General features: G+C 65.7%; 8 protein-coding genes. 5 read left to right on the top strand and 3 right to left on the bottom strand.

The features are described 5' to 3' along the window. Window positions 1–261 precede the first annotated feature (261 nt). The 3 genes from VHA82_RS14740 to VHA82_RS14730 all read left to right on the top strand — a co-directional run bounded on the left by VHA82_RS14740 (window position 262) and on the right by VHA82_RS14730 (window position 2,676). Window positions 262–885: a sigma-70 family RNA polymerase sigma factor gene (locus VHA82_RS14740; RefSeq protein ID WP_325544973.1), complete on the top strand. Its 624-nt coding sequence runs from the start codon at window positions 262–264 to the stop codon at window positions 883–885. Window positions 886–1,027: 142 nt separating this feature from the next. Then, window positions 1,028–1,573, top strand: a complete 546-nt coding sequence (locus VHA82_RS14735) for a hypothetical protein (RefSeq protein WP_325544971.1) — start codon at window positions 1,028–1,030, stop codon at window positions 1,571–1,573. Then, window positions 1,552–2,676 carry a hypothetical protein gene (locus VHA82_RS14730; RefSeq protein ID WP_325544969.1) on the top strand — a complete coding sequence of 375 codons (1,125 nt, stop codon included), beginning with the start codon at window positions 1,552–1,554 and terminating at the stop codon, window positions 2,674–2,676. Before VHA82_RS14735 ends, VHA82_RS14730 begins: the two co-directional genes overlap by 22 nt. Here the strand turns inward: VHA82_RS14730 and VHA82_RS14725 are convergent. Then, the gene (locus VHA82_RS14725) at window positions 2,658–3,122 is read right to left on the bottom strand and encodes a type III secretion system chaperone (protein WP_325544967.1); all 465 of its coding nucleotides are present in this window, start codon (window positions 3,120–3,122) and stop codon (window positions 2,658–2,660) included. The genes VHA82_RS14730 and VHA82_RS14725 overlap by 19 nt on opposite strands. A 223-nt stretch (window positions 3,123–3,345) precedes the next feature. Here VHA82_RS14725 and VHA82_RS14720 point away from each other — a divergent pair, with 223 nt between their 5' ends. After that, window positions 3,346–3,570, top strand: coding sequence for a hypothetical protein (locus VHA82_RS14720; RefSeq protein WP_325544965.1), 225 nt, complete (start codon window positions 3,346–3,348; stop codon window positions 3,568–3,570). After that, window positions 3,570–4,028, top strand: a complete 459-nt coding sequence (locus VHA82_RS14715; protein WP_325544963.1) for a type III secretion system chaperone — start codon at window positions 3,570–3,572, stop codon at window positions 4,026–4,028. The genes VHA82_RS14720 and VHA82_RS14715 overlap by 1 nt, the downstream gene beginning before the upstream one ends. Before the next feature lie 139 nt (window positions 4,029–4,167). Here VHA82_RS14715 and VHA82_RS14710 read toward each other — a convergent pair whose 3' ends face one another. Next, window positions 4,168–4,806 (bottom strand): DUF4116 domain-containing protein, encoded by a 639-nt coding sequence (locus VHA82_RS14710; protein ID WP_325544961.1) that lies wholly within the window; start codon window positions 4,804–4,806, stop codon window positions 4,168–4,170. A gap of 72 nt (window positions 4,807–4,878) precedes the next feature. After that, window positions 4,879–16,674: a hypothetical protein gene (locus VHA82_RS14705; RefSeq protein WP_325544959.1), complete on the bottom strand. Its 11,796-nt coding sequence runs from the start codon at window positions 16,672–16,674 to the stop codon at window positions 4,879–4,881. Between the last annotated feature and the right edge of the window lie 56 nt (window positions 16,675–16,730).

Below are 16,730 nucleotides of genomic sequence, written 5' to 3'. Positions count from 1 at the left end.
ATCGGCGAGGGAAGGTTGTTCGTGGAAAAGCGGGGTCGCGCGGCAGGAGTTCATCTTCGTCGTCAGGGCATTTCATGCAAGCCCACTGGGTAACCCCTGTTCCGGGCCGGTTCCGATCTCAGATGACGCTGAGACGAATGGCGCAGACGCGGGGCCACTCCAGCGCACCAGCAGGCTATCCAAAGGTATGAGAGAGGCAGATTTCTTGTGGCTTTGGGTCGTAGCGCCGTTAGCATTCGTGGCCTTTTGCACGTACCGACAATGCCCGACGCGTCTTTCGCCGACCTGGGAGGTGAATGCGATCTGTGGGAGCGATGGCGCAAGCACGGCGAGCCGCACGCGCGCGCACGCCTGCTCGATCTGCATCTGCCCCACGCGCAGGAGATCGCCGCGTCGCTCTTTCACGAGCGCAGCCACGACGACATCCCGTTCGAAGACTACCGCCAGATCTCCTATCTCGGCCTGCTCGAAGCGCTCGACCGCTTCGATGCGAGCCCCGATGCAGGGTTCGGCGAGTTCGCGGCCGACCGCATCCGCGACGCCATTCGCGACACCGTGCTGCGTGCATCGCAGCATCACGACCTGCTGGCCGCGGTCGATCCCGCAGCCCACTTCGTCGCATGCGGCCCGCATCCGGCGCCCTCCGTGCCCGACGCCTTGCAGCTGCGTCACATGCACGAGCACTTGCAGGACCTGGTCGAAGCGCTGCCGGTTCGGCAACGCTCGGTCATCCAGGGCCGCTACGTGCACGAGCAGTCGTTCGTGCAGCTCGCGCGGGAAATGGACATCACCCGCAACCGCATTTCGCAGCTTCACAGCAAGGCCCTCGTGCGGCTCAGGCTCGAGCTTTCGCGATGCCGCATGTGCTCGCAGGGCCGGCGCTAGCAGTCTTCGCGTCGGCGCTAAAACCTGTCAGAGCTGACAGGTAATCCGTAGTTTCACCGTGCCCGGCAAGCGAGCCCGCGATTAGCTTTCGTGCGGCCCCGCTGGCGCATGGCCGGGGCTCGATCTCCAGGGAAGGCAAAGCGTGTTGAACATCTACCTGTTCCGTCACCCGGAATCCGACGTATCCGAGGTGCCGCACCCGGTGCCTCGCGCCGCGTCCGGCGATGCTGGCGGCCTCGCCGTCACGACGCGCCAGGAGGCGACTCGCATCGGACGGTTCCTCTCCATGGTGACCTCCAACGCCATCGAACTCTACTGCGGCCCCGAACAGGCGGCCATGGAATACGCGAGGCTGATCGCGAGTCCTCTCGAATCGCGCGTGAGGCACGACGTGCGCCTCAGGCGCCGCCGCGAACAGCTCGCGGATTCGTGGATGCACCGCGTGCGCGTGCGCGACTGGTTCGACGCGATCGTCATGCCCCGCCGCGACGAGGACATCACGATCGTCGTCGTGGCGCACCGCGACACCGTCAACCACGTGATGGCCTGCTTCCTGGGCGCGGTGGAACGCTCGCTCACGGATCACGTGTTCGAACACGGCAGCGGCAACTTCCACCTGATCCGCTCGGTGCCCGCGAAGGAGGCGGGCACCATCTGGAAGATCGAGTGCGTGGACTCTCCGATCTGAGTCCGACTTCACCACCTGACGCGGCCGGGGAACGCCGCGAAGCCGGCGATTCGCCCACGCGGCGGGCCGCCGCGGCCGGAATGATGCAGTTGGCGAGTGCGATGCAGCGCGGGTGGATCGCGCAATCGCTCGCCACGCGGGCACACGTCGAGCCGCCGTTCGGCCGCGCGGGACGCAGGCTCGATGAAATCCGCGAGGAAGAAGAGTTTCGCGGTCTCATCGAGGCCGCCATGCATCTCGCGCAATCGCGGCGGATCACGCGATCTCCGTACGAGATCGCCCGGGCGCTGGTCGACCTCGCGAATCACCCGGGTGCCGCCAGGCACGACGAGCGGGCCGATGGGCTCCTGGCGCAATTGGAGTGTCTGCTCTTCGCGCTGATCGATTCCGAGGCGATTCCCTTCCGCTGGCTCGAAGGGATCGAGCGACGGCGAAACGTCCAGGATGCGCTGCGCAAAGTGGGATTCGACCGGTGCCTCGTGTTCTATACGCACAAGGTCCGGCCCGTGGATGCCCGAACGCGCGCAGGCATCGCGGCCGAGCTCGCGCCGGCCACGCCCGCGATCGATTACGTGCGGGCCGTGTCGTGCGCACTGGATCACGGGCAGCAGCTTCCGCGGCCGCCGCCGCTCGACGGGCTGGGCTACTCGGAGCTGCTCGCGCTCGAACGCGTGCTCTACGACCTGGGGACCGAGAGTTGCCCGGAGGAAGTTCGCGCCGCCATCAGCCTGAAGCAGCAGGATGTCTTTCGCGATCTGGAGGCGCTTTCGTCGATGAGCGACCCCGCCTTCATGGATGTGGTGGCCGCGCTGGCGGATTGCGAGCTACCCGAGGAGTTGCTGGCTCACGCGCGAATCCTGCTGGAACGCCTCGCGCCCGACTACGCGCAGATGGATGCATTGCCCCCGGCGGACCGCAATGAACTCCAGGTTGCATTCGTCCGGCTGAAGTTCACGCACGGTGTCGGCCTCATCCAGGAGCTTGCCGCACGAGACGAACTCCTTGCGCGGGGGTCGAGAGCTTGGCCGACACTGCCGCAGGCGAGCCTGCGAGGCTCGCTGTGCGGCACGCTCGCGGGGCCGGCTCAGCCCCGCAGGAAATGATCCATCCTTTGCGGAGGCGCCGCCAGCGGCGAGGCGGACGATGCATTGGATGCGGGCGACTTCGAGAGCTTGCCCTGCCAGTTCTCCGCCGCGTCGACGAACGTTTCCACCAGCGTGGAAAACGCGGGGGCGCTCGTGAACTCGGTGACGACGGTGCGGCACAGCACGACTTCGCCATGGAGTTCGTCGATGGCGAGCGTGGCACCCGCCGTCGACGCGCCGAAGAGGTTGCCTTGCAGCAGCTGCGTGTAGACCGCCTCGCGGCTGTCCGGCATCGGCAGCGGGCCGAGGACGCTATAGAGGTGGATGGCGCCGTTGCCGTCGCGTTCGAAGTTGAGCGCGGGCGCGCCGTCGATGGCCAGGCGCGCGCAGCCGTTGCCGTCGAAGCGCAGGTTCGGCAGCCCCAATGCGAGGCCCAAGGACTGGAGTAGCTGGTCTGGATCCATAGGGGCTGTGTCTTCCGTTTGTCTTCGGTAGTCGATTGGATGCCCCGGGCACCGCTCGAGCAACTATGCGTCCGTATAGGGTGATTCGGGCTCGAATGCGAGTAGTGTGTTCTACGTCGTAAACAGTGAGTAACGTTCGCGGCGCCGCGGTTCCATGCAGAGGTGCTGGAACTCTCGGGTTTCGGTCGTTACTCAATATTCGAATGTCCACGGAGATGACCCCATGACGAAGATCGCGCTCGACTCCACACAGCTGTCACCTTCGAGCGAGTCGCAAGCCGCCAAGGCCGCGATCGGCCGATTCGCCGTCGGCCATGCGGACGAGCCGCTGCCCAGGCGGCTGCAGGCGGCCGTGCGCGAGCTGCGCAAGCTCGCGGATTTCGTCCTGATGGAAGGAACGCCGCTTGGCAGGCGCACGGGCCTCGCCGACGGACAAGGAATTCATTGATGGACGCAGACCAGCTTCTTCAATCCCTTTCGGTCGCGCTCAGCCTGCCCGAGCTGCGGTTCGACGCGAACGGATGCGCGTGCCTCGTCGTCGAAGGCGCGCCTTCGGTGAACTTCGAACGCGACGCCGCCGGTGCGATCCACCTGTATTGCGTGCTCGGGCCGCTTCCGCCCGAGGGGCGCGAGGCGCTCTACGTGCAGCTGCTGCAGGGCAATCTCTTCGGCGCATCCACCGGCGGCGCATCGTTCGCGGTGGACCCCGACTACGGTGAACTCGTGCTGTTTCGCACGATCATGACGGAGTCCATGAGCGCGCCGCTCTTCATCTCGCAGGTCGAGGCGATCGTCGCCGCGGCCGAAGACTGGCAAAAACGCCTCACCACCGCGCCGCTCGCGGACGCGCAGTTCTCCGCCGCCGCGGCAGAATCTTCGCTGATGGCGCAGTTCCTGCGCGGGTGATAGGCCGTCATTCCCGCGCAGCGGGAATCGAGAGCGTCAGGAAGCTTTGGATCCCCGCCTTCGCGCGGATGACGATGCCGCGGTGGAGCGATGCAACGGCTCGATGCGTTTCACTTGAACGGGCGCCCGTATACCGCGCTCAGGCGTTGCACGAATCGCGAAAGCCTTGCGGCACGTCGCGCAAAGGATTGCCTCCGCGCACCACCCACGACTTCCACATCGCTGCGGTCTGGAACCGCTGCGGCACGTGGGCGACGAGGTGCGGATCGTGCCGGCACGCGGCGTCGAAGAGCTCCTGAGACAGCAGCGCCGCGGGCACGTGGAAGATGGCGGTGGCGTATTGCCGCACGGCGGCCAGGCACAGTTCCGCGGTGCGCAGCGCTGGCGGAACGTATTCGATCGCGCCGCCGTGGGCGCGCACTGCCGTCATGCAGACCGGCAGGCCGCGCAGGTGCGCGGGCACGTATTCCAGCGCGCGGCCTTCGGATTCAACCGCGGTGATGCAGACTTCGAACGTGCGCAGCGGCTCCGGCACGTGCCTGAGCGCCCAGCCGTCCGAGCCCACGGCCGCGAGGCAGATGGCGTAGTCGACGAAGTGCGGCGGCACGTAGCGCAGCGCCTGCCCGTCCGCGTGGACCGCAGCCAGGCACAGCTCGGGGCTGCGCTGGTCCGCGGGGACGTGGCGCAGGTGGAAGCCGTCGCGACGCACCGACGCAAGGTGCGAATGCTCCGTAGGTTGCGAATGCACCGCGTCGGGATGCGCTGTCGTCTCGTCCATTCAGTGGCTCGCTCATGGGTGAGGAACTGAATTGTTGGACGACCAGCGGGTCGAGGTCATCATACGAAAGGCTCATGACGCCGCAGCCGGCATTCTTTCGATTGCGAACGTCAGGCTGTCGTGCAGCGTCGGCAGGGCCTCGCGGCCGGCGGCGTCGGGGGGAATCTCGGCTTCCCATTCGAAGGTCGCGCGCAGGTTTTCCTCCAGCGTCTTCGTGACCGGCGGCGGGCCGTCGCTGACGATCCTTTCCGGGCTCTCGATGCGATAAATGAATCGCACGAAAACCTTGCCGCTGGGTTGGCCGGTTGTCTGGTCGATGTCGCGTCGCAGGACGACGTCGACGTTCACGTTGCCGCCTTCCAGCCTGCCGCGCACGCCGTCGATGCAGATGGGACTGTTCGGGCCCATCACCGCGCCCATCATCGCATCGAGGGTCTCCCGCTTCGCGAAACGCGTCAGGTGCCCGGCTTGCCGTGGCTGGGCTTTCCCTTTGATCCAGGTGAAGTTGATCAACTCGTGTCGGGCTTGCTCACCGTTCGCGACATTTCCTTCCCGACCATCCGTGAGCTTCAGCGGATGACGGCTTCCGTCACCGGCATCGGTGAGTATCCTCACCCGATCGGGACCGTCCGGCATCGGCATTGATCCCTCTCTCGTTGCCCCCGATGCCGTCGCATAGTAAACAGAGGTTCGATGCGACGTGTTACGGTGCCTGAGTCCACGATCCAGCAGCCCCTGCGCATTTTCCGCGGCCACGCCTTTCGTGAGATTCCAGGCCCGCGTTCCGTCGGCCGCCATGCCGATTTCGAGATTGAACGTGGTGCGAAACGCGCCCCGAACATCCTCGCTGATCTGCGGTGCCGCTCGTTCAGTCCAGGTGGCGAGCGGCCTGCCTTCCATCCGAGTCAGTGTTTCGAGCTGGCCCTGATACGTCTGCGGCTCGGACTCCATCGCCTTGCGCAGTTTACGGATGGTGGCCAGATACAACGCGTCGAGTTCCTCGACGCAATTCGACAACCTGCGCGCCAGCTCGGGATCGGAGGCGCGGACGGCTCGAGCCGCCTCGGCAGAAAGCAGGACAAAGTCCCTTATTGCATCTCCATCAAGTTTGTAGAGCAAATCGATCGCGTCCGCCGCGGTCAACGCATTCACCGCCAGTCCCTCCAGGAACCGCATGGTCTGCGCCTGCGAGTCGGGCTCCGGCAGATTGCCCGTCAGATCCTTCCGCACGGCAAGGCTGCCCCGCGTTCGGCTGTGCGCGGACTCGATCACAGTCGGAACCCGGGCCAGCCCGTCAGCGCCGGTGCGCACGGCCGCGATGACGAATCTGACCAGATCGGCTTGATGCAGTTGCTGGTACCGCGCCTTGACACCCAGGCCGGCGAGGGCCAATTCGAATGCCAGCTTCTGTTGCTCGCTTGCGAATTGTTCGTTTCGGGGAAGCTTTGCCCCGACCAACGCCTGGAGTTGCTCGGTCGTCACGTTCTCGTCCGCTTCCTCGTCATCGCCGCCGAGGTCCTCGAGGATTTGCTGCGCGGCATCGAGGCGAATCACTGCGTCGGCGAAGTCGTCGGCAGGGTCGTCGGCTGCGAGGTCACGGAAAGCCCCCAGGGCGTCCTTTCGCATCATCGAAGCATTGGTCCGCAGAATACCCACCGCTTCGCTCGCCATCGTGATGACCTTTTGCTGAGGCACTGTCGGCTCATCGCCAAACCGCACTGTCATGCTTTCGATGAGGCCACGCAGTTGCGTGGCCGGCAGCTCGCGGAAAAACGCCCTCAGAACCGGCGCGGCTTCAGTCTCGTCGCGCAAGTTCCATTGAACGAGCGACTCCACGATCACCTCAAGCGCCGCATCGCCGGATGCATCTTCTCCGAGCGATTCGAGCAGCCAGCGTGCCTCCTGCTTCATCCGGTCGAGCACAGCCTCTGCCTTCTCGGTTGGCGCAGAGTCCCCCCCGGAGCCCTCTCTCGGAATTGCCCGCATCATCATCGGGACGGATGTCGACAGCAGCACCTGCTCCCGGCGGCGCTCGACCTCCAGCCGAACCGCGGCGGCGATCAACTCCGCATTCACGACGCTCGGCGTTGCACGATCGTCCGAAGCAAGCCAGCGATGCACGAGCAGGAGCTGGGCAGAGGACACCTCAGCCAGCCGGCGGCCGACTTCAGCTCCGAATTGCGCATGCCACGTCTCCTTGTCCGCCAGGAGTTCCTGTTCGGCCAGCGCCTTCCATGCATCGCCGGCATCTTTCCTGCCGTGGTGTTGCGCATCGGCCAGGCCATTCAGCAAGCCATCCACAGCTTGACCCATTGGCCCTTCGGCAGGCTCGGCGACCTCTCTGCGGGCTCCTGCATGCAAGCCCGCCTGGTAGGCGTGCCGCGCGAACTGGTCGATTCCGTTCTCGAGCTCAGGCGGCATCCCGACATTGCCACTCTTCCGCAATGCATCCTTCACTGTCTCGCCGGCGCGCTCCGTGCGATCGTTGCTTGGCGCTTCCTCGAGGACTCGCGATAGCGACCGCTGACTGGGAGAAGCGAAGGCGCTCAGGAGGTTGCGAGCACTGTCGCGAGCACTGGCGAAGAGAGACCCTCGCGCGCTCGGCGTCCGAGGCGAGCCCGGGGAGCCCGGGGAGCCCGGCGTCCGAGGCGAGCCCGCTGGACTCGACGACGCACCCCAGGTTCCAACCAAGTCGCCGCTAGGCGATTCGACGTGAATCTGGACGAGTGGGCCGGAAGGCGAATTCGTTGCGGCCGTCATCGAGGATGCGGAGGACGCTGCGGACACGAAGGACGCTGAGGATGCGGATGATGCGGACGACGCTGACGATGCGGACCACGCGGATGACCCGGACGATGACCCCGACGAAGACCCGGACGACGACCCGGACGACGAAGAAGCACCATCCGAACGCACATCCGGCGGCACTGCGAGCGGCGCGCTCGTCGCCCATGTTTCGAACAGCGCGGCGCGTCCCATGAGCGTGGCGGCGCGCTGTGTTTCAGGCGACGATCCCAGCCATGTGTCGGCGAATCGTTCGGTGAACCTCTGCATCGCGCCCGGGATGCCTCCCACGACCTCGGCGGGCCGGTCACTGCCTGCGGATTCGAGCTCGCGGCCCAGCGCCTCGAAGAACGCGGTACCGATGACTCCGCATCCGTTGGGCGCGGTGGCATCCGTGCCTTGCAACAGCTGGGCCACCGACTTGGCACCTTCCCCCGAATGGGGATGCTGCATCTCCCTTTGTGTGACATGGACGTTCGTGGCGCCGAAGACTTTAGCGAACCGATGCTGAATCTCATCGATCAGTGCGGGACCGCTTCCCCGATTGTCCTGATTCGTGTGCAGGACGTAGGCCCGTGCGGTGCCGGCCTCGTTGATCACGACGAGCGGCAGCCAATGCTGATAGGCCTCCATGTTGGAGTGCAGCCAGGCTACGCGCACCGTGCCGGGTCCGCCTTGCGTCACTTGCGCTTGCATCTCTGCAAGCCGCGTCTCCAGCATCGCGTTGTCGTGAATTTGGAGCACCATCGGATCGTTGGCACGGAGGGCGGACACCCGGACAGTCGCCGCCACCAGTTCGTCCGCGTAGGTCGTCCGCCATTCATCCAGGACGTTCCCGAGCTTCTGGTCGAAGTAACCGTCACTGATGTCCCCCTGGGCGGGGCGAAGCGCGTTCCGGATGTGCGCAAAGATGAACCCGAGCAGGGTCTGCGCCTCGGCATGAGTCTTTCCGCGCGACTTCGCTTCCGCGTCGATCGCATGCGCATGAATGGCAGCGAGGTAGGCAACGGTGATGGTCAAAACTTCGCCCGGCTCGGGGACTGTCATGAGCCGGTTGCAGGTCTTGTACGCGGCCTGGCGGATCAACCCGCGCACACGCTCTTCCACCTCTGGATGCGCATAGAGCTGCCGAAGCACTTCGTTCAATCCGGCCTCATTGGGGTCCGTCGCGCGGGCCACCAGCCTCTCGATGAAACCGGCCTCCTTCGATGCGGCTTGAGCTGCTCGCAGACTTTGCAGCGTCTCGGTCAGGAGCCGCGATTGCCCAGCCGCTTGCGATCCGGGCCGTGCCGGACCGCGAGCCGGCTCCAGCTCGCCGGCTTCCATTGCGGCACGCGGGCGCGCGGGTTGGCGAACCGGCCCTCGCGCAGCCGGCTCCTCAGGCGGCTTCCTTGCAAACGGATTCGACCACCACCGCCCGCCCGATGAACCCGCTGCCGCACCTGCGGCCGTCCCCGCGTTCCGGGGTGGCACATGCGGCGCAGGTTGCATCGCGGGCTGCACACGCTCCGGCGGCAGATCCGAATCGGACTTGGGCGGTTCTTTGGCGAATCGCGACCAAGTATCCCTCACGACCAGGGCCTGGACGGTTCGCTTCGGGTCCTGGAAGGAGTTTCTCAGAGCGTCCAGTCTCCCCTCGGGGTCTGCCTTCATGGCAGTGGCAACCTCGTCGAACTCGCGAGACGTGACATTCATCGCAGTGGGATTGATGAAGGCCCGCCAGATCAAGTGTGCGCGCTCGACGCTTGGGGCAGCCACGAATGCTCTCGCGGCACGTGCGAATGCATCGGCCTCGGGACCGGAAATCGCGCCGGGCGTGGCCAGCAACTCTCGAACGACATCCACGAGACTTTCGAGCTTCTGCGGACTGTTCCGCGCCTCGACAGCCCGAGTGAGCCGCGTATCAAAACCGGCGCCGAGGTCGACGGGCTTTGCTGTCTTCGTGCCAACCATCTTCTCCGGGGTGCAATAGGCACGAGCGACGAGTTCAGCGAATTCGAGCGAGGGGGCCTGCTCGAACTGTTTCAAGACATTCAGGAACTCGAAGGCTTCGTCGCTGTGTTCGATTTCGGACTGCTTCCACATGTCCATGAAAAGATTGGCGTCGGCGTCATCGGCGAAGACGCTATGCCCCGTGTCGGGCAGCGCATACGGTTTGCGGTTCTGCACGGCCCACGCGTTCGGCTGCAGGTCGTATTCGTACCGCATGGGCGTGGGGAACCGTATGTCGCACGGTGTGCCCCGTTGCGTGGAAGGCATGATCTCGGCCTCGAGCTCGAGATGGACGCTGCGCCTGCGAGCCTCGAGCGGGACGAACGTCGTCGTGTCCGGCAGGTCCGACGTGCCCGTGGCCCTCACATCGACCACGATGTTCACCATCAACCGGCCGGCGGCATTGCGCCCGATCTCGTAGCGGAGGCCCTTGATGCCTCTCGGGAAGACAGGCTGCCCCCGGGTGCCGCGCAAAGGCGTCTCGTTCATCAGCACGTTGTCGACGAGGTGGTCGCCCAGGCGGGAGAGCGCCGTGATCTCGGCGTCGTTCGCGCCTTCGGCCCTCAGTGCCGCGATGAGGGCATCCACGCGCGCCTCGCCCCGCGTGGCCGGATCGAGGAGCCGCCGCGCCTGCTCGCCGTCTTCGCTGACGAACCAGTAGTCCGCGGCGGGCGCATCGTTCGGCCGGGCGCGACCGGGTTCGGCCCCGGCCCGCGAGAGCATGTTGACGAATCCTTCGGTCAGCTCCGGGCGGCCGTTCGCGGGGGCGCGCGTCGTTTCTCCCGCGGCAAGGCGGTCCGTCACGACCTTCTGCGCCGCGTCCGACACATAGCCGACCCTGAAGTAGATGTCGGTGTCGCCTGGCGCCGGAGCGCCGAACAGTTCGACCGGATGGTTGCCGCTGATCGCGTCGCGCACCTTGTTCCGGTCGGCTTCGGTCGCACCGGGTGGCGTGGCGTTGCTCCAGTCCTGGGCCTTTGCACGACGGAATGGAGCATCGCTCAGGACAACACGCAGGAACTGGAGATCCTGGGACTGGAATTCAATCGCCCCCACAGCGGCACGCAACTGTGGATGCGGCGCAGTGCGCCCTTTGTCCGCGATCCTGTGCATCTGGCCGGCGAGCATGCGGACACCGCTTCTGTCCATGGCCTCGGCGAGGCGCGCCGGGAAGTCGGGCCCCATGCCCTCCAGCACGTAGCGGAAGAACGCCATGCGCTCTTGTGGGTTGGCCCCGCCTTGAATGAGGGGCTTCAAAAGCTGCAGTGTCTCGCCGATGTTTCCCTTGGCGAGTTCCACCATCGCCCGCCTGGCCGAGTCGGCACGTCGAGCCGCGGCGACCAGCTTCGTGGCATCTTCCGCACCTTGGGGAAAATTCAGCCGCGCGAGCAAGGGGACCAGCCTGTCGTCCGCCAGTGTTTCCATGTGCACACGGCCACGCCGGAACAGTGAATCGACTTTCAGGCGCAGCGCTTCGCGTTCCGCGCGAGTCGGATTCGGTTCGACTCCAAGGGTCCCGCATTGCCGGTCGTATTCGTCCAGACGGTCGAGTGCCCGTGCGAGTGCATCGAGCAGCGGCCCGGGAGCGACCTGTTCGGCGGGAGCGTCCTCGCGCATGGCCTGCTCCAGCTCGCGCCGCGCCGCGGCATAGGCGGTGTATTCGTCGATCGGCTGGATGTCGCAACGGACGACCTGGAAGGCGCCGTTCGGATCGAGCGGGACGGTGCCATCGGGCTTCACGACCGCGGTCCAGCGGAATGCCACCGGGGGCGAGCCCTTCTTCAGAGGTACGGGCTTCCTCGGGTCCGCCGCCGGTACGAAGAGCCGCGGATTCGTGATGACGTACGTGTACTCGACGAGCGGATTGCCGTCGGCATCGTGGTTCACACGGACCACGATTCGAGGTTCCTCATCGCTCATCAGCGTTCCGGAGGCGCCGTCCGCCGGATTCACCAGGGTGTTCTCGACGGCGACCGCAGCCTCGACGACTCTCTTTGCCACCTCCGGCGTCGCAACGCGGTTCGCCCTGGCATCCGGAGTGCCGAGATTGGCTCCCCGCAGCGCCGAGTCGTCGACGAGGGCGGCTTCGGCCGCCTGCTGGACCGCGCGTGAAAGCGGACCCGCGACGACGTGGACCCGTCCTTGCGGTCCGGATCGGGCGAGGCCGAATTGCGAGCCCAGCGCCTGCCACGCGGCGGCACGCGTTTGGGGGGTGGGATCGGGCGCCGCATCCACCCGTTGGCCGGAGTCGCGCAAGCGCGAATTCACGCTCGTGCGCATGAGCGAGATGGACCTGCGCAGAGTGGTCACCTCGTCGGAAACGGGCGGCATCAGCGCGGAAAGATCGGCAGGTATCTCGGCTTCCAGCGCGAGCACCCGCGGATCGTTCAACGCAGTCGCGAAGTCCCCCAGATCGTCCTGCGCGATCGCGGCCGCCATAGCCTGGTCGAGCGGCATCACGTCTGTCACGGCCTTCAGCCTGACCGAGGCCTCTTTGAGTTGGCCGTTCTGCAGAAGCCGGGCCGCATCCGCCAGGTAGTCGGCAACCGCCTCGAGCCGCTGTTCCGCCCGAGTCAGCGGAAGCAAGGTCGCCGCGTCGTCGATGAAGATCCTCTCGAGAGCAGATCTGAACCGCGCAAGCTCATCGCGGCCCAGTCCCTGGAGGTTCAGCCCGTCCGACAAGATCCGCCCGAGCCTGATCCGCATCAATGTACCGGCTTCCTCCAGTTCGGGGTCGGAACCAAGATCCAGATCGATTCTCAATGCGAGACAGGCCGCAAAGTCGTCGATCAGGGAACTCACCCGCGGTACGAACTGCGGGTTGTCCGTGTCGACATCGGCCTGGAACCGCTTCGCAGCTTCGAGGAAGCTCCTCCTCTTCAGCTCCATCTCCGCGATGCGTATAAGGGGAAGCGTAGCCTCGGCCGCAAGTCCCTCGGGCCGCAGGCCGACAATCGCATTCAGCTCCGCGGCCGGAAGGTGTGCGAAGACGGCAGCGAGCTCCTCGTTGCTGAACGGTTGATCGCCCGCCTGCATGAGAGCCAGCTGGTTCAGCACGACGCTGCGCCGCGCGGCCTCATCGGGTTCGCGAACGCCGTTCGCCTTGAGCAGGGCTCCGGCCCTTTCCATGATCTGCAGATAGGCGACGCCGACCGAAGCGCCATCGTCGCCCGCCCTGGCGCCTTCGATCACGCCATTCCACAGAGGCCCCAGCTCCAGGCCGGCAAGGTCCGCAAGAAGTGCCTGCACGTTGGGGTCGAGCTCGGCCTGGGGAGCGGCCCGCCCGAGGGTCAGGAGGGATTTCCGAAGATCGACCATCTGCGCTTCGCTCAGGTTGTCCTTCAGCGCACCGAACGAGGCCAAGTACGGCATCAGCTGCTCGAGCACTTGCTTGCGAGCCGAGTCCACTCGCTGCTGCAGATCCGTATGGGCATCGTCCTGGATGGCAAATGCCCCTTCGTGCCGCCGATAGGCTTCGAGCTGGTTCGCAAGGCCGTGGACGGTCTGCACAAGGCTGTCGGGATCGCTCGCGCGGCGCTCCGCCGTCCGCGCGCCCGCCAGGAAATCGTCCGCGAGCTTCCGGTCGCCCGCCAGCGAGACCTGTTTCGCGAGTTGCGCGATCTCCGGGTGCTTCTCGCTTCTCGTGAGGCGCTGCAGCGCCAGGGTGGGCAATCCACGCAGGAGCGCCGTGACTTCGTCCCGGGTGGCGTGGCCTTCCGCGATGCATCTCTCCAGGTGAGACGGATGCGCCCGGTACCAGGCCCAGTATTTGGGCGCCTGTGGATTGGCTTTGTCGGTGCGCTGCCGCATCGCGTTCTGCGGCTCGCGCATCAACTGGTCGAACAGAATGCGTTCGATCGAGCGCGTTTCCCCCCGGCCAGCCAGCACGGCGCGCGCCTGGGCCCGCACCAGCTTGACCTCGCGCCTGTTTTCCAGACTGCTGTCCGCGCCGCCCAGGCGATCCTCGATGTTGTAAAGGAGCATGGCCAGCTCGTGCGTATGCATGCGTTCCAGCCGCTCGCCGACGATCTTCGTGAAAAGGTCGTCGTCGTCGATCTGAAGCATGTCGTCCGGGATCGCGCGGCTCAGCCGGTTCGCGACTTTGTGGAGGAGCTTCAGACTCATGTAGGAGCTCGCGAGTGCGTCCACCATCGGTTCGAGCACGGCGCGGACTTCCGCTTCGGTCCGTTTGCGCCCGCTCAGGCTGTCCACGAAGGCCTGGGCCATGTGCAGCACAGTGCGCAACGCGGAGACCCGCTCGGGGGCGCGGGCCGGGCGTGTGGCCCGTGCGTCGGTCTCCAGCTTGCGCACGAAGGCAGGGACGTGCCCGGAAGCGGTGCGCGCGACTTCGTCGCGAGCCCGCTCGAAAGCGGTGACGAGTCCCCGGATGGCCTGCTCACGCTCCTCGTCGGAAGCCCGGGGGTTCGCGGCTGCGCCCTGCAACTTCGTCAGTGCGCCCGCAATCCCGCCGCGGGTCTGAGGGGAAAGGTCCACCTCTCGTTCGCTGGCACTCGTGGTCAAAACCACGGTCTCGAATAGGGACGGGCCATGCTTTTCCAGCAAGCGTCTGCCGGTCATGAAGAAATTGGCTGACAGGTCCCCACTGACATACGGTGTCCAGAGGGCGCCCTCCCCGCGCTCGGTCCGCTGGCGGTCGAACTCAGTGAGAAATTCCTTCAGGCCTGATCGGTTCTCCTCGGACTCGATCTTCGCCGACAGTGCGACGATGAATTCCCGATTTCCGCGTGTCAGGCGTATCGCCTGACGCTCTTGCACCAGGCCCCAGCTTTCCAGGAGGATCAGCGCATCCGCCTCGGCTTGCTCAACGGAGTCTTCAGGGAGTCGGCGAGCCGCATTGAATGCATTGACCTCGCGCATGAAGTCGACTTGCCGCGACAGGTCCCCGTCATCTTCCACTTGGCCGGCATAACTTGCGAATTCCTCCGCCAGTCGCGGATCGGCGTCGCGGCCGACGACGTCCTCCATGCCTTTGGGCCTCGCATAGGGCTTGGTGAAGTTCGCGCTCCAGGGGTCGGGGCGAACATGCTTGTCGAGCCACACGTCGCGCAGTGTCGCCTTCCCGCTGCGGGAAATGACGACTTCGTAGGTCATGTGCACGAATGCGCCGTCGCGCAGCGGAACTTCCACGGGGCGCCCGTCGGGGCCTCGCGTCACCACGTGGGTCGCAAGGTTCACCTTGAGCTCGCACTTGACGATCAGGTCTCCGGTCGCATCGTCCTTGCGAGTGACGAAACTGCACTCGCACTTGCCCCGGACGCCCCCGCTTCTGCCGTCCGGAAGATAGACGCGCACGCCCTTCAGGACTTCGGTCGCGGCTTGCGAGTTCGCGACCTTCAGAAGCGCCCGCTGCTGCGCATTGGTGCGGCCCGTCAGGAGGCTACGCAGATAGTCACCGAAGCCCGCAGGACCATAGCTGGCCGGGCCGAGGCTCTCCGGCACGTCGCCGGACATGACCTCTTCGAGGCGCTCCTCCATCGCTTCGCGAACTCTTGCACCCTCGCGACGGAACACGCTGCCGTCCGGCGCGATGCTGATGTCGTAGTTGCTGCCGAGCGCGTCGCGAACGTCCTGGTGGAGGTGTTCCAGTCCCTCGCGCAGCTCGCCTGCCGGGGAAGCGGTGATGCCGAGCCGCATGCCGATTTCGAACAGCACCGACGCCATGTCCTCCATCTCGTCGCGCTGCGCCTGGTGGCGCGCACCGGCTCCATGGCCAAAGACGTCGCGCGCCTTGGCCTTGAGGCGATCGAGCCGGCCCGAGTGACGCGCGCCGGACGCCGTGCGGCTCAGCTGCCGCAGGGTGTGCGCCAGCTGATCGAGCCTCGCATCCCTCATGGCGCGAACGAGGTCTGCCCGTTGATCTGGCTCCAAGCCGACTTCTTTGTGAATGAGCTCGCACAAAGCTTCGCGACCCAGCACACGGATACCCTTCTTGAGCGCCTTCACCACGAGCGCGAGGTCCGAACTGCGAAGCGCTTCGATGACTTCGACTTCTTCCGGCTTTTCGGGTCTCACGCCGGCCGCTCGAGCGGCGCGCGCCGAAGCGAGCCTCCTCTGCTGCAAGGAGCCGAGATTCGCGTCCAGCTCGTCCGTGCGGCGGCGCAGTTGTTGCACGGCGATGTATGCTGCGTTGTCCCCCCCCTTCGCGACTTCCTCATCCGCAAGCGCTCGCAGCGCCATCAGTGGCATCGTGACGCAGCATTCTGTGACCTGGCTCTTGAACGCGCCCGGATCCCGGCGCTCGTAGATCTTGAAGCAGGCATCGATCTCCAGCTGCAGAGTCATGAGGACGACGCCCTCGCCTTCGAAATCGTCGTCTTGCGGAGTCCCCACCTTCGAGCGCAGCAGCAGCAGTTCCTCCCAGCTCGCCTTGTCCACACACTCGTGGATCATTGCACGGAGTTCCTGGCCGGCAACCTTCGGGCCCTTGTGCCTCACGATTTCGCCCAGGGACTTGCGCAGTTCGTTGTCGACGAGCTGCCTTGCTCTCGCATCGGCGCGCGGGGTGTATTGCTGCAGAGCGTGGATCAGTTCCTCGACACCCGCCCGAGTTTCGGATCTGCTCTTCTCGAGTGCCCGCCGCGACTCCGCGTCCGGCCTTGCAACTCCTCCGGCGGCCGAAGCACTGCCGGAGGAGCTCGCCTGCGCGTGCGCGTGCGCGTGCGCGTGCGCGGGCTGATCATGGTGATGCGAAGACGACGAAGACGACGAAGACGACGAAGACGACGATGACGACGAAGACGACGAAGACGACCCGGCATGCCCGGAGGCCGCGCCGTGGCTCGATTCATCTTCCGCATGGGCGGATCCGCTGGAACTGCGCGCGTCGCGATCGGAACTGAGCGAGCGCCTGGGCGCGGGCGTCGCCGCCTTCGACGTCCTCGACCCGAAAAGCCAGCCGAACGGGTTGAAAGTGAATCCAACCTTTCCTTCGGAGCGCCTTCCATCTTCGGACCGAACCTGACGATAGGCCTTTGCCGAGCCGGACCGAGATGCATTCAGGTCCGAGCCTTCGACCAGGATCCGGCTGTCGTTGTCGGCGGGCGTTCTGACCTGTTGCATGCTCTGCGCCATGATCGTCCTTCAGCAGTTGAAACTCTGATGAATGAGTGACGCATGGAACCCCTCGG

The sequence above is a fragment of the Ramlibacter sp. genome (genome assembly GCF_035548915.1).
GTDB lineage: Bacteria > Pseudomonadota > Gammaproteobacteria > Burkholderiales > Burkholderiaceae_C > Ramlibacter.
Note: the sequence above shows the minus strand (reverse complement) of the source record. Positions and strands in the feature narration are given on the sequence as shown.